Below are 13928 nucleotides of genomic sequence, written 5' to 3' on the forward strand. Positions count from 1 at the left end.
GTCGCGAGAGCAGTTGTCTTGTCTATCATGTTTATTGTTCGCCTGCGAGGCGTGATGGGCCCCAGCATGAGCTGGGGCGACGGGGGGTGGGGTGTATGGATAGGCGGTCGCCTTCCAGTTTGCTTTGGCTGGCTTTTAATGTTCAGCGCCGCTACAGCGCGGCCATGAACCCCATCATACTTGTCATGTCTGGCGGAGCCATGGGCGCAGCCTTGCGTTACGGCCTGTCGCGCGCTTTGCCTGTCGGCGCGGCTGGTTGGCCATGGCCGACCTTTGCCGCAAATGTCGCTGGCGGGCTGTGCATAGGCCTATTGGCGATGTGGCTACTGCGCGGGGACAATGCGGCGGAACCGTTGCGTTTGTTTCTGGGTGTGGGCGTTTTGGGCGGGTTTACGACATTTAGCGCCTTCTCGCTGGAAATGGCGCAGATGGTGCAACGAGGGCAAATGGGCATGGCGGCCCTTTATGCGCTCGCGTCGATTTTATTGGCGCTTGGCGCCGTATTCGCCGGGATGGCGATAGCAAAGGCAATTTGGGCATGAGTAAGAATGACGAAAAAGGCATACGGCAATTTGTCGTGGCCCCCGATGATGATGGCATACGGTTGGACCGTTGGTTCAAGCGGCATTTGCCCGATGCGTCGTTCAACATCGTGTCGCGCTGGGCGCGCACGGGGCAATTGCGCGTCGATGGCAAGCGGGCGACGCCAGGCGACCGGTTGCTGGCCGGGCAGACTTTGCGTGTGCCGCCCGCGGACACGTCAGCGTCTTCAAGCGCGCGACCCGTGCGCAAGCGCCGTGACCTGACCGAAGACGAAATGGAATTCGCGCTGAGCATGGTCATCCACAAGGATGACGCCGCCTTGGTGATTAACAAGCCGGCTGGCCTTGCGACGCAGGGCGGAACCAAGACCGAGCACCATGTCGATGGCTTGCTCGATGCCTTGGGTTTTGAACTCGATAACCGGCCAAAGCTTGTCCACCGTTTGGACAAGGATACCTCGGGCGCGTTGTTGCTGGCGCGGACATCGCGGTCGGCGGGGCATTTTGCCAAGGCATTTTCATCGCGCACTGCGCGCAAGGTTTATTGGGCCTTGGTCGTCGGCGTGCCCGACATTGCCGATGGTTTCATTGACCTGCCCATTGGCAAGCAACCCGGCAGCGGCGGCGAAAAAATGCATGTCGATGAAAAAGACGGGCAATCGGCGCGCACCCGCTATCGCATTGTCGAACGCGCGGGCAACGCAACTGCGTGGGTTGAGTTGCAGCCTTATACTGGCCGCACACACCAGTTGCGCGTGCATATGGCCGCGATTGGTCACCCGATTGTCGGTGACGGCAAATATGGCGGCAAGGACGCGTTTCTGACGGGCACGATCAGCCGCAAAATGCATCTCCACGCCCGCCGCATCCGCATTGACCATCCCTCCGGCCATCAAATCGACGTTCGCGCCGATATGCCCCCGCATATGAAGGCCAGCTTTGACGATTTGGGCTTCGATATTGAAATGGGTGATGCCTTAGTGCTCGACGCGCCCAAATTCAGCGAAACCGCCGAAGGCAAGAAACGCGTTGCAGCCAACATCGCCAAATCCGCGCGCAAAGAGCGCAAGGGCGAACGCCGCTCACGCGGATCGGTGTCCGACAAGCCCAAGGATAACAAGCGCAGTCAAATGGCCGCAGGCAAGAAAATCGCCGCGAAAAAGCCGGTGATTAAGAAAGCCGTGACGGGTAAAGCGCCTGCGAAACGGGCGCCTGTAAAGAAGCCTGCGGCGAAGAAGTAGGTCGCCTCATGTTGAATGCGTCACCCTGAGCTTGGTTCAGGGTCTATCGCGCCATCCGACCGGCGGTTGCGGTCGAGAAATGGACCCTGAAACAAGTTCAGGGTGACGACGGAAGAGTTCAGGGTGACGGGGAAGAGTTCAGGGTGACGATGGTAAACGTTCGGGATGTTGGGTAAGAGTTCAGTATGATGGGGAGGCCTATTAGTGACCAAATTGCGCACACGCCTTGCCATATTTGATTGCGACGGGACTTTGGTCGACAGCCAGGCCAATATCTGCATGGCGATGGAGCATGCATTTGAGGGCGCTGGGCTGACGCCGCCGCTGCGGCACGATATAAGGCGCGTGGTTGGCCTGTCTTTAGTGGAATCGATGCAGGTGTTGTTTCCCGATGCCGATGACACAACCCATCATGACTTGGCTGAACATTATCGGGCTGCGTTCCTCAATTTGCGTAACAATGGCTTGGTGGACGAACCCTTATATGACGGCATCGCCGCCTTATTGTCCGAATTGGCCGAAGATGGATGGTATCTGGGCGTGGCGACGGGCAAGCCCGAACGCGGGCTAATCCGCTGTCTCGACCATCATGCGATTAAGGGCTTGTTCGTCAGCTTACAAACCGCCGACCGTCACCCGTCCAAGCCGCACCCGTCAATGGTGTATCAGGCCTTGGCCGATGCCGGCGCGGAGGCACGCGATGCGGTGGTTATTGGCGATACGGTGTATGACATCCATATGGGCCGTGCGGCAGGAACGCGGACCGTGGGCGTCAATTGGGGCTATCACAGCGTTGCAGAGTTGCATGCAGCAGGGGCAGACTATATCGCCGAAAGCATGGACGATCTGAAGGCCTATCTAAAGGATTTTGCATGACACCAATGGATGACAAGGCCCGCGCAGAAATGCAGGCACAATATCGCTTTCTGGTCATCAACCTGTGCCGGATTTTGGGCGCTATCATGCTGGTCGTGGGCCTCGCCGCCATCGCGCGGGAGGCATTTGGAATCCCTAAGGCCGCAGGATATCTGTTATTTGCCTTCGGCATGCTCAACTTTATTCTCGTCCCTGTATTCCTGTCCAAAAGATGGAAAAGTAAGCCGGATCTATGAGGCGGTTTTGGAAAGAAGTTACGCTTGAGCCGACCCCGTCGGGCCAAGCCGTCCGGCTTGACGGGCGTCCAGTAAAGACACCCACTGGCAATGCGCTCGCGCTGCCGACGCAGAAAATGGCGGACGCGGTGGTGGCCGAGTGGAAAGCGGTGGAAAAAAAACTCAACCCGATTTTGATGCCTGTAACCGGCTTTGCCAATGCCGCGATCGACCGTATTGCGCCGGATCACGCTGGCTTTGCCGCCGCCATTGCCGCTTATGGCGAGACCGACCTTTTCTGCTATCGCGCCGCGGCTGGTGAGGCGCTTGCCGACCGGCAGGCCCAGATTTGGGACCCGTGGCTGAATTGGGCACAGGGACGCTATGACATCCACTTTGTGATTGTCGAAGGCATCATGCACCAGCCGCAACCCGCGGCAACGCTGGAGATATTGCGCGGGGCGGTTGCCGCGCGCGGGGCATTTGAGCTCGCGGCAATGGCGAAGCTTGCGCATTTGTCGGGATCGCTCGTGGCAAGCTTGGCCGTCATGGAGCGCGCTGCCACACCCGAAGACATTTGGAGCGCCGCTTGCCTCGATGAGCTTTGGCAGGAAGAATTATGGGGCGCCGACCATTGGGCGCAGAAAAACCGCAACGACCGCGCCGGCGAATTTATGGCGGCCGCCCGCTTTCTCGATCTGCTGACGCCCGGAACATAGGTGAAAACCCATCTCTCAACGGACGATTGCAGCGGGTAATGCAGCGGTGTACACAAGGATGATAGCCATGGCAGACAGCCCGAGTTTTACCCTACACCCTATTCCAAAGGCCGCCTTTATCGCGGGCTATGCCGGATTATTGCCGCAGATCATTGCAGCCGCGATGGTGTTATCGGGGTCCGAATATTACTGGACTAGCCTTGCCTTGGCTTATGGTTATGCCGCCTTTATCTTCAGCTTCATCGGCGGCATGTGGTGGGCGATTGGTGCGACCACGCGCAAGGATGACGCGTCCGCCAATGGCATATTCGCGCTTGCGGTTGCGCCAAGCCTGCTCGCGCTCGCAACCTATGTGCCGTGGATATGGGGCCTGACTTGGCCCGGCCCGTCCTTGGCGTGGCTTGGGTTTTTCCTTTTGCTATCGCCCTTTGGGGATCGCTGGCTAGGCGCGCGCTGCGCCTTGCCAGCGGGCTGGATGAAGCTGCGTTGGCATTTGTCGATTGGGCTGGGCGGATTGACCCTGTTGCTGGCGGGATTAACTTAAGGTCGCGGCTCTAAGTCGCAGCAATATCGCGGACAAAGCCGATCAGGCCCTTTTGCCGCCGCCGTTTCATACGTTCGGCCGCGAGTATTTGCCGCACTTTTTCAAAACAGGCCTGCACATCATCGTTGATCAGCACATAGTCATAGCCGTCCCAATGCCCGATTTCCGCCTTTGCGCGGCTCATTCGGTCGCTAATAACGGCTTCGCTGTCCTGCGCGCGGCTTAATAAGCGGCGCTCTAGCTCTTCAATCGATGGGGGCAAGATGAAAACGCGCACGACATCAGGGCCGGCCTCTTGATATAATTGCTGCGCGCCTTGCCAGTCGATGTCGAACAGGACATCGCAACCTGCCGCAAGCTGTTGCTCAACGGGGCCCTTTGGCGTGCCGTAACGGTTACCAAAAACATGCGCCCATTCCAGAAACTCCCCGTCCGCCGCCATTTGCTTGAATGTCGCGACATCGGTGAAGTGATAATGCACGCCCTCAATTTCGCCGGGCCGGGGGGGACGGGTTGTGTAGGATACCGACAAGGCGATCTTTTCATCCGCATCCAGCAACATGCGCGAAAGCGTGGATTTGCCAGCGCCGGAAGGCGACGAAAGGACGAACAGGAGGCCGCGGCGCTCCAATTCATAAGGCTTGTGGGTATTGTTATGGGCCATAGCCGCTACTGCGCGAAAGGGCAGGTCGGCGTCAAGAGGGAAGCGCGGTCGGTGCGTGACGAAAGCGGGTTAGGCGTCCTTACGCTCTTTGCGATTGTCATAGATGGTTTTGGCCAAAATTGCGCCGCCAACAAGCAACAGGCCCGGTACTGAGCGGCTCGCCAAGCGTGTAGCCGCCAGACCAATGCCAGCGCCCAACAAGCCATGACCCTGCTTGCGTCCAATAACTTCGCCGATAACGGCCCCTGCAATGGATTTTAGCATGAAGCATCTCCTAAACCATATTCTCTGGCCTGACATGGGCATCGAAAGTGGCTTCGTCAACCAGTCCGGACGCCAACGCGGCTTCGCGCAGGGTGGTTCCGTCGCGATGCGCCTGTTTGGCGATCGCAGCGGCATTGTCATAACCGATGATTGGTGCAAGCGCGGTGATGAGCATTAGTGAGCGATCAACCAAGTCAGCGATGCGCGCGCGGTCGGGTTCAAGGCCATCGACGCAGTTTTTGGCAAAGCTGTCCATGCCGATGCTCAGCAATTCGATCGAACGCAGGACATTTGCACCAATCATCGGCTTGAACACATTAAGCTCAAGATGCCCCTGCATTCCGCCAACAGTCACCGCCTGATGGTTGCCGATCACTTGCGCGGCCACCATTGTCAGCATCTCGCATTGCGTCGGGTTGACCTTGCCCGGCATGATCGAGCTGCCGGGTTCATTTTCTGGGAGGATCAGCTCGCCAAGCCCGGCGCGGGGACCGGAGCTTAGCAAGCGGATATCATTGGCGATCTTGGTCAGTGCAACCCCAAGCGTATTTAGCGTGCCCGACATTTGCACCAGCGCGTCATTTGATGCCAAAGCTTCGAACATGTTGGCGGCAGGCGCAAACGCGATGTTCGTTGCGGTGGAGATTTCGGTCGCCATTGCCCTATTGAAACCCTTGGGCGCATTCAGGCCCGTACCGACCGCAGTGCCGCCCTGCGCCAGTTTCTGAACATGATGGACGAGGGCGAAGTCTATGCTGGCACGGCATCCCGCAAGCTGCGCGACAAAGGCGGAAAATTCCTTCCCCAGCGTTAGCGGCGTCGCATCCTGCAAATGGGTGCGGCCGATTTTGATGATGTCGCCCCAGGTGGCGCTTTTTTGTGATAGTGCATCGGTCAGGCGAACCAAAGCGGGCAGCAGATCATTATGCACCGCCAATACGGTCGCGACATGCAACGCCGTGGGAAAGCTGTCGTTCGACGATTGGCCCATGTTGACATGGTCATTGGGATGCACAGGCGTTTTGCCACCGCGCGTTCCCGTCAGCGCTTCATTCGCGATGCCGGCAATCACCTCGTTCACATTCATGTTCGATTGTGTGCCGCTGCCTGTCTGCCAGATGACGAGCGGGAACTGCGTATCATATGTGCCAGTCAATATTGCGTCCGCCGCCGTTATGATGGCGTCAGCAATGTTGGCCTCTAGCGCCCCTGACGCCTTATGCGTCAACGCCGCCGCCCGCTTTACATGTGCAAGGCCGTAAATAATCCCCATCGGCATGCGTTCATGCGCAGGGAAGGGGAAGTTGGCGATGCTTCGCTGCGTCTGCGCGCCCCAATAGGCGTTTGCGGGGACATCAATTGGCCCAAAACTGTCGGTTTCCGTGCGGGTTGCCCCCGTCACTTTGTCCGTCCGAAGTCCACGCTGACGACGTTTGAGCCGTCTTCGACGACGGCAGAGGGGACGTCGTTACCGGCTTCTTCATGCTGTTCGGGCGCGCCGTCGCCTGCGTCAACGTGGAACTGTAACGCGAAGTCTACGGCGGGGTCCACAAAGGCGGTGATCGCGGAATAGGGGATCAACAGATGCGACGGGATCTGGCTGAACGACAGGCCAACTTCGAAATGTTCTGCCTCCACCTTCAGGTCCCAATATTTGTGCTGGAGCACAATGGTCATCTCGTCAGGGAAGCGTTCATGCAGATGTTGCGGAATGGCAACGCCGGGGGCTTGAGTCTTGAAAGTAATGTAGAAATGATGGTCGCCGGGTAGGCCATCGCGGGCGACATTGCCGAGCACACGGCCCACCACCGCGCGCAATGCCTCTTGCACAACGTCATCATAAGGAATCAGGCTATCAACATGCTCTTCAGTCATCGCATCTAGGTGGACCGCCGGGAGCCCGAAATCAAGACGCTTATTGCCGCAAGCCAACTTGCCAAATGCGCTAGTGCGGCTATATCGGCGGCCATGCGTAACGGCTCCATCAGTCGAAAGACAAACGAAACGTCTATTGATGTTGAGGTCAACCTCGACGGCAGTGGTGTGTATGAAGTGTCAACGGGCATTGGCTTTCTCGACCATATGCTTGAGCAATTGTCGCGCCATTCGTTGATCGATTTGAAAGTCAAAGCGATAGGCGATCTGCATATCGACCAACATCATACCACCGAAGACACGGGCATCGCCATTGGCGAGGCTGTGTTGCAGGCATTAGGCGATAAGCGCGGCATTACGCGTTATGGCACCGCCTATGCGCCGATGGACGAAACCTTGACCCGCTGTGCGCTCGACATTTCTGGGCGGCCTTATTTTGTGTGGAAAGTATCGCTTGGCATGCCGCGTCTGGGCGAGTGGGACACCGAGTTGATCGAACATTGGTTCCACAGCTTTGCAACGAGCGCGGGCATTACGCTGCATATAGAAAATCTATATGGTTCGAATAACCATCATATTGTCGAAAGCTGCTACAAGGCCTTGGCCCGCGCCTTGCGCCAAGCGGTTGAGATTGACCCGCGCAAGGCAGACGCCATTCCGTCGACTAAGGGGACGTTGTAGGCCGTGTCGCTTGCGCTGATTGATTATGGCGCGGGCAATCTGCATTCGGTGCACAATGCGTTGAAGGCGGCGGGCGCAGGCGATGTGCATGTGACCGCTGATCCTGATGTCGTTGCCAAGGCCGACCGTATCGTTCTGCCAGGTGTTGGAGCCTTCGCGCATTGCATGGATGCTTTAACCGCGATTGACGGCATGGTGGCCGCGATGGAACAATGCGTTCGGCTTGAAGCAACGCCGTTTCTGGGCATTTGCGTCGGTATGCAGTTGCTCGCCGATGAAGGCGTTGAGCATGGAAGCACGTGCGGTCTTGGCTGGATCGGCGGCACCGTGCGCGCGATTACCCCTGCTGTAGATTTGAAAATCCCGCATATGGGCTGGAATGATGTGGTGCCGCGTGACGGCGCGCCGTTGATAGCGCTCGGCGAAGCTTATTTTTTGCATGGCTATCACTTTGATGCCGCAAATGCGGCGGATGTGTTGGCCACGACTGACCATGGTGGCGCATTGGTTGCTGCTGTGGGCCGCGACAACATCATGGGTGTTCAGTTCCACCCGGAAAAAAGCCAGACTTATGGCATTGAACTCCTCAAACGCTTTTTGGAGTGGGCGCCGTGATGAGTCATTGGTCAACTCTCCGTGCCTCTGCGCCTCTGCGTGAGGTTCTTTTTTGTTCACGCAGAGGCGCAGAGACGCAGAGACGAGAGAGTTTGTTATGATAGTCTTCCCCGCGATTGACTTGAAGGGTGGCGAGGTTGTGCGCTTGGCCGAGGGCGATATGAACCGGGCGACGGTCTATGCCGACGATCCGGCGGCGCAGGCGATGTTGTTTGCCGAACAAGGCGCACAATTTCTGCATGTGGTCGATCTGGATGGCGCTTTTGCTGGTCGCCCCGAAAATGCCGAAGCGGTGGAGGGAATTATTGAAAATTTCCCCGGCTATATCCAATTGGGCGGCGGCATTCGCAATGCACAGACGGTTGAACGCTGGTTCGACATGGGCGTTGCGCGGCTGGTGATTGGCACCGCAGCGCTCAAAGACCCTCTATTTGTGAAGGATATGGCGCGCGAATTTGCAGACGGCATTGTGGTTGCCGTCGACGCGCGCGACGGCTTTGTCGCGACTGAGGGTTGGGCAGAGACATCCGACATGCCAGTCATCGATCTGGCGCGCCGGTTTGAAGATGCTGGCGTTGCGTCTATCCTGTTCACGGATGTTGGTCGCGACGGGATGTTGACCGGATGCAATATCGACGCGACAGTTGATCTGGCGCGGCGGGTTAATATTCCGGTCATCGCCAGCGGTGGGGTGAAGGGTATCGATGATATTCACATGCTCGCGCTGCATGCCAAGGATGGCATTGAGGGTGTGATAACCGGCCGTGCGATTTATGACGGGCGGCTCGATCTGGCGACCGCGATTAACGTGGCGGGACGGGCGTGATATTTACGGCTGACGAATTCCTCCCCGGTACGGGAAGGGGGACCATCCGCAGGATGATGGAGGGGGTTCTCCTAGTTCCCCTAACCTCATATCGTTGGCCACTACCTAACGCCCCCCTCCACCCCGACGCTGCGCGTCGCGGTCCGCCTCCCCGTAACGGGGAGAAATTATTGTGACCGTCCGTGTCCGCGTCATTCCATGCCTCGACGTATCCAATGGCCGCGTGGTCAAGGGTGTCAATTTCGTTGACCTGCGCGATGCGGGCGACCCGGTGGAACAAGCGCAAGCCTATGATGCGGCGGGCGCGGATGAGCTTTGCTTCTTGGATATCGGCGCAAGCCATGAAGGGCGTGGCACGATCATTGATGTGGTCCGGCGCACGGCGGAGGTGTGCTTCATGCCGCTGACCGTGGGCGGCGGCGTGCGCAGTGCAGAGGATGCGCGGGCGTTGTTGCTGGCAGGCGCGGACAAGGTCGCGGTCAACAGCGCAGCTGTGGCGCGGCCTGAGCTTGTGGCCGACATCGCCGCCCGTTTCGGCAGCCAGTGCGTGGTGGCATCGGTCGATGCGCGGCGGACGGGCAGCGGATGGGAAATCTTCACCCATGGTGGCCGTAATCCCACAGGCATCGACGCATTGGATCATGCGGTGAAGCTCGCTGAACTCGGTGCAGGCGAATTGTTGGTGACGAGCATGGACCGAGACGGCACGCGCGACGGCTACGACCTTGCGCTCACCCGCATGATTGCCGATGCGGTCAACATCCCTGTGGTGGCCAGCGGCGGTGTCGGCAACCTTGACCATCTTGTCGCTGGCGTCCGCGACGGTCATGCGAGCGCGGTTCTGGCGGCGTCGATATTCCATTTCGGCCAATATAGCATCGCGGATGCGCATACGGCGTTAAGGGCGGCGGGGTTGCCTGCGCGGATGACCACTAGCGTCAAATAGCGCGCTTCCTCTTCGTGTCTTTGTGCGAATCTCCGCGCTTTTTGGTTCGCACAAAGGTACGAAGACAAGAAAGATGTTTAGCCGGTGGCGTGGTCTGGCCTATTCCCCCGTTTGTCATCCCCGCGAAAGCGGGGATCCATGGACTGACTGTTAGACCATGGATCCCCGATGTAGTCGGGGGTGAAAATATCGAAAATAGCAAAAACGATCAAAAAACAGCAAAAGCGCATCAAAAAAATACGCCCCCTGAGTCCTTGACCTGTCATAAAAACACCCTATTTGGGATTCGTTAGCACTCGACTAATATGAGTGCTAACGTATATTCATTGCCGTCCACTGCTTCACGCAGGAGTGGCGGGATGGCGACACAGAAAAAGGATAGTTCAACATGGCATTTCGTCCATTGCATGATCGCGTTCTCGTCCGTCGGGTCGAGGCCGAAGCAAAAACCGCTGGCGGGATCATCATCCCTGATACAGCTCAGGAAAAGCCGCAGGAAGGCGAAGTCGTCTCCGTGGGTTCGGGTACACGCGCCGATGACGGCACTGTAACTGCACTCGACGTCAAGGCTGGCGACAAGATCCTGTTCGGCAAATGGTCGGGCACTGAAGTCAAGATCGACGGTGAAGACCTGTTGATCATGAAGGAATCGGATATCTTGGGAATCGTTTCCTAAGCGCACCGCAAACTCCGTCACCCTGAACTTGTTTGACCGCCGGTCATTTCATTCCAGGGTCTTAATTAAGATGCTGAAACAAGTTCAGCATGATGGCTTTGAAAAGTAGAATTCAAACTAAAGGAAAAATATCATGGCTGCTAAAGACGTGAAATTCGGCCGCGATGCGCGTGAACGCATCTTGCGCGGTGTAGACATTCTTGCTGACGCTGTAAAAGTAACGCTTGGTCCAAAGGGCCGCAATGTTGTCATCGACAAAAGCTTCGGCGCACCACGCATCACCAAGGACGGCGTTACTGTCGCCAAGGAAATCGAACTGAAAGACAAGTTCGAAAATATGGGTGCGCAAATGGTCCGCGAAGTTGCTTCGAAGACTAACGACATTGCCGGTGACGGCACGACCACTGCCACCGTCCTTGCTCAAGCAATCGTTCGTGAAGGCATGAAGTCGGTTGCAGCGGGCATGAACCCAATGGACCTGAAGCGCGGCATCGACACTGCGGTAAACGCAGTTGTTGCTGACCTTGTAAAGCGTTCGAAGCCAGTTGCGGGTTCTTCGGAAATCGCACAGGTCGGTACGATCTCTGCAAATGGTGAAGCTGAAATCGGTAAGATGATTGCAGACGCCATGGAGAAGGTCGGCAAGGAAGGCGTTATCACCGTCGAAGAAGCTAAGGGTCGTGAAAGCGAGCTCGAAGTTGTCGAAGGTATGCAGTTTGACCGCGGTTACCTGTCGCCATATTTCATCACCAACACCGAGAAGATGTCGGTCGAGTTGGACAACCCATATATCCTCATCCACGAAAAGAAGCTCGGTAACTTGCAAGCCATGTTGCCAATCCTCGAAGCTGTGGTGCAGTCGGGGCGTCCATTGCTCATCATCGCTGAAGATGTTGAAGGCGAAGCGCTTGCAACTCTGGTCGTCAACAAGCTGCGTGGCGGCCTAAAGATTGCTGCGGTGAAGGCACCAGGCTTTGGCGATCGTCGCAAGGCGATGTTGGAAGATATCGCGATCCTCACCAAGGGTGAAATGATCAGCGAAGATCTGGGCATCAAGCTTGAAACCGTCACCTTGGGTATGCTTGGCCAAGCCAAGCGCGTATCCATCGACAAGGACAACACCATCATCGTCGACGGTGCTGGCGAAACCGATGCGATCAAGGGCCGCGTAGAAGCGATCCGTGCGCAAATCGAAAACACCACGTCGGATTACGATAAGGAAAAGCTGCAAGAGCGTTTGGCGAAACTCGCCGGCGGTGTTGCCGTGATCAAGGTCGGTGGTTCGACTGAAGTTGAAGTGAAAGAGCGCAAGGACCGCGTTGATGACGCGCTGCACGCAACCCGCGCAGCCGTTGAAGAAGGCATCGTCCCAGGCGGCGGTACGGCACTTTTGTACGCGACCAAGGCTCTCGAAGGCCTCAAGGGCGTTAATGACGACCAAACACGTGGTATCGACATTATCCGCAAGGCGATTGTCGCTCCATTGCGTCAGATCGCAGCCAACGCCGGATATGATGGCGCGGTTGTCTCGGGCAATTTGTTGCGCGAAAATGACGAAACCATGGGCTTCAACGCATCAACCGATGTGTATGAAAACCTCGTGGCTTCGGGCGTTATCGACCCAACCAAGGTTGTCCGTACTGCGTTGCAGGACGCCGCATCGGTTGCTGGTCTGTTGATCACCACTGAAGCTGCTATCTCCGACGCGCCAGAAGACAAGGCCGGTGGCGCTGGCGGCATGCCAGGCGGCATGGGTGGAATGGGCGGCATGGGCGGTATGGACTTCTAAGTCCAAACGCTAGGCGCACGCCGAAACAAAACGGGCCGGAGGGGAAACCTTCCGGCCTTTTTTGTGGGTGATTACAAACTTAACCGCGCATATGCTGAAGCATTTCGCCCATTTTCTGGTGCAACATGTTCATCCCCTTCAAGGGGCGGACCATGACTTTAAAATGGGTGATCAGGCCGTCATTGTCGCAGGTGATCATATCAATGCCGTTAATGGCAACGCCGTCAATGACGGTTTTGAATTCCAAAATTGCGCTGTTTTCCCGGTGCCATTCGCCGACATAAGCGAACTCGGCATTGCCCAAAGTGCGGCCCGCCGCAGCGAGATATTTCGCGGTGATCGCCTTGCCCACTTGTGGTGAATGAACGACGGGGCTTTCGAACACGCAGTCATCATGCAGGACGGCGGAAATCGCATCTGCATCGCGTGAAAGGGCAACTTTATGCCAGATTTCGGCGGGGTTAGGCATGTTCAATATCCCAGATCGAGGTTTACCATTGGTTCAAGCGGCGCGCCTTGGCGGTAGCGCTCAAGATTTTCGAAGAAGCGTGTTGCAGAACGCACGAACATCTTGTCCTGCGCGCGGCCCGACAGGTGCATGGTAATATGCACGTTATCGAGGCTCCACAAAGGATGATCGGCTGGCAAGGGTTCGGGCGTGGTTACATCGAGGAACGCGTTGGCAATTTGCTTGTCCTGCAACGCTGTGACCAAAGCATCCTGATCGATGACAGAGCCGCGCGCGATGTTGATCAAGGTTGCGCTTGGTTTCATCGCGGCAAGCTCAACTGCGCCAATCATATTGTCGGTTTCGGGCGTTGCGGGGACGGCGAGGATGACCCAGTCAAAGTCGCCCAACTGCGCCCGCCATTGGTCGGGCGTCAGCATGTTTGGCCCCGGCGAACGGCGCACCACGGTCACGTCGACGCCAAAGGGTTTGAGGCGTTCTTCGATCAGCTTGCCAATCGCGCCATAACCAAGCAGCAACGCCTTTGATCCGAACAGTTCAACCTTGCCCGGCGAATCTAGCAACCATTCGCGGCGTTCCTGCGCGCGTACGACTTCGCGATAGCTTTTGGCGACGGTCAGCATGCCCATCACGACATATTCGGCAATGGTGATGGCATTGATGCCCGCGCCGTTCGTCACAACGCACCCTTGCGCCTTCAACTGCTTTAACGGCATGCCGTCAACGCCAGCATATATGCTGTTTAGCCATTTCATATGCGTTGCGGCACCGATGACCGTCGCCATGTCCCCCTTGTCATACATGTCAAACCAGCCAATCTCCGCCTGTGGCGCGAGCGTCAGTGCTTCCTCCCTGGACATAAAGAAATGCGGCTCAATCCAGTCGGGCAAACGCGGTTCAATCAACGGGCGCACAAGCCCCGACATAACGAGTTTCGGTTTGGTCATATACTTCTCCCCTCCCGCCTGCGGGAGGGGAATGATGGC

18 protein-coding genes are annotated in these 13928 nt (G+C 57.2%); 12 read left to right on the forward strand and 6 right to left on the reverse strand.

The genetic code is table 11. The annotated features are described in order from the left end of the window. Positions 1-164 precede the first annotated feature (164 nt). The 6 genes from crcB (at position 165) to Q0N43_RS02905 (ending at position 4137) form a co-directional block, all read left to right on the forward strand. Positions 165-542, forward strand: coding sequence for a fluoride efflux transporter CrcB (gene crcB, locus Q0N43_RS02880; protein ID WP_295442218.1), 378 nt, complete (start codon positions 165-167; stop codon positions 540-542). Next, positions 539-1783, forward strand: a complete 1245-nt coding sequence (locus tag Q0N43_RS02885) for an RluA family pseudouridine synthase (protein WP_295442221.1) — start codon at positions 539-541, stop codon at positions 1781-1783. Before crcB ends, Q0N43_RS02885 begins: the two co-directional genes overlap by 4 nt. 204 nt (positions 1784-1987) lie before the next feature. Next, entirely contained in the window at positions 1988-2659 is a 672-nt protein-coding gene (locus Q0N43_RS02890; RefSeq protein WP_295442223.1) for an HAD-IA family hydrolase, read from the forward strand. Further along, the gene (locus Q0N43_RS02895) at positions 2656-2895 is read left to right on the forward strand and encodes a hypothetical protein (protein ID WP_295442226.1); all 240 of its coding nucleotides are present in this window, start codon (positions 2656-2658) and stop codon (positions 2893-2895) included. The genes Q0N43_RS02890 and Q0N43_RS02895 overlap by 4 nt, the downstream gene beginning before the upstream one ends. Then, positions 2892-3593, forward strand: a complete 702-nt coding sequence (locus Q0N43_RS02900; RefSeq protein WP_295442230.1) for an ATP12 family protein — start codon at positions 2892-2894, stop codon at positions 3591-3593. The genes Q0N43_RS02895 and Q0N43_RS02900 overlap by 4 nt, the downstream gene beginning before the upstream one ends. A gap of 67 nt (positions 3594-3660) precedes the next feature. Then, a complete protein-coding gene (locus Q0N43_RS02905) occupies positions 3661-4137 on the forward strand; it encodes a DUF3429 domain-containing protein (RefSeq protein WP_295442233.1) in 477 nt (158 codons plus the stop codon). A gap of 10 nt (positions 4138-4147) precedes the next feature. Here Q0N43_RS02905 and gmk read toward each other — a convergent pair whose 3' ends face one another. The 4 genes from gmk to Q0N43_RS02925 form a co-directional block, all read right to left on the reverse strand. Beyond that, the gene (gene gmk / locus Q0N43_RS02910) at positions 4148-4801 is read right to left on the reverse strand and encodes a guanylate kinase (RefSeq protein ID WP_295442236.1); all 654 of its coding nucleotides are present in this window, start codon (positions 4799-4801) and stop codon (positions 4148-4150) included. Positions 4802-4870: 69 nt separating this feature from the next. Then, positions 4871-5065: a hypothetical protein gene (locus Q0N43_RS02915; protein ID WP_295442239.1), complete on the reverse strand. Its 195-nt coding sequence runs from the start codon at positions 5063-5065 to the stop codon at positions 4871-4873. Between the two features lie 10 nt (positions 5066-5075). Continuing rightward, positions 5076-6467 (reverse strand): class II fumarate hydratase, encoded by a 1392-nt coding sequence (gene fumC / locus Q0N43_RS02920; protein WP_295442241.1) that lies wholly within the window; start codon positions 6465-6467, stop codon positions 5076-5078. Further along, complete coding sequence (locus Q0N43_RS02925) at positions 6464-6940, reverse strand: ClpXP protease specificity-enhancing factor SspB (protein WP_295442244.1); 477 nt, start codon at positions 6938-6940, stop codon at positions 6464-6466. The genes fumC and Q0N43_RS02925 overlap by 4 nt, the downstream gene beginning before the upstream one ends. A 93-nt stretch (positions 6941-7033) precedes the next feature. Between Q0N43_RS02925 and hisB the strand changes: the two genes are divergently transcribed. The 6 genes from hisB (at position 7034) to groL (ending at position 12473) form a co-directional block, all read left to right on the forward strand. Further along, positions 7034-7621, forward strand: coding sequence for an imidazoleglycerol-phosphate dehydratase HisB (gene hisB / locus Q0N43_RS02930; RefSeq protein ID WP_295442246.1), 588 nt, complete (start codon positions 7034-7036; stop codon positions 7619-7621). Positions 7622-7624: 3 nt separating this feature from the next. Continuing rightward, positions 7625-8236: an imidazole glycerol phosphate synthase subunit HisH gene (gene hisH / locus Q0N43_RS02935; protein ID WP_295442249.1), complete on the forward strand. Its 612-nt coding sequence runs from the start codon at positions 7625-7627 to the stop codon at positions 8234-8236. A gap of 97 nt (positions 8237-8333) precedes the next feature. Next, positions 8334-9062 carry a 1-(5-phosphoribosyl)-5-[(5-phosphoribosylamino)methylideneamino]imidazole-4-carboxamide isomerase gene (gene hisA / locus Q0N43_RS02940; RefSeq protein ID WP_295442252.1) on the forward strand — a complete coding sequence of 243 codons (729 nt, stop codon included), beginning with the start codon at positions 8334-8336 and terminating at the stop codon, positions 9060-9062. A gap of 172 nt (positions 9063-9234) precedes the next feature. Continuing rightward, entirely contained in the window at positions 9235-10008 is a 774-nt protein-coding gene (gene hisF, locus Q0N43_RS02945) for an imidazole glycerol phosphate synthase subunit HisF (RefSeq protein WP_295442255.1), read from the forward strand. A 388-nt stretch (positions 10009-10396) separates the two neighbouring features. After that, positions 10397-10684, forward strand: coding sequence for a co-chaperone GroES (gene groES / locus Q0N43_RS02950; RefSeq protein WP_295442258.1), 288 nt, complete (start codon positions 10397-10399; stop codon positions 10682-10684). A 133-nt stretch (positions 10685-10817) separates the two neighbouring features. Next, positions 10818-12473, forward strand: a complete 1656-nt coding sequence (gene groL, locus Q0N43_RS02955; protein ID WP_295442261.1) for a chaperonin GroEL — start codon at positions 10818-10820, stop codon at positions 12471-12473. A gap of 79 nt (positions 12474-12552) precedes the next feature. Here the strand turns inward: groL and Q0N43_RS02960 are convergent, their stop codons facing one another. Both Q0N43_RS02960 and Q0N43_RS02965 read right to left on the reverse strand, forming a co-directional pair. Continuing rightward, positions 12553-12942 (reverse strand): nuclear transport factor 2 family protein, encoded by a 390-nt coding sequence (locus Q0N43_RS02960; RefSeq protein ID WP_295442264.1) that lies wholly within the window; start codon positions 12940-12942, stop codon positions 12553-12555. Between the two features lie 2 nt (positions 12943-12944). Beyond that, positions 12945-13889 carry a D-2-hydroxyacid dehydrogenase gene (locus Q0N43_RS02965; protein ID WP_295442267.1) on the reverse strand — a complete coding sequence of 315 codons (945 nt, stop codon included), beginning with the start codon at positions 13887-13889 and terminating at the stop codon, positions 12945-12947. Positions 13890-13928 lie beyond the last annotated feature (39 nt).

Source organism: Sphingorhabdus sp. EL138 (assembly GCF_945882965.1).
GTDB lineage: Bacteria > Pseudomonadota > Alphaproteobacteria > Sphingomonadales > Sphingomonadaceae > Sphingorhabdus_B.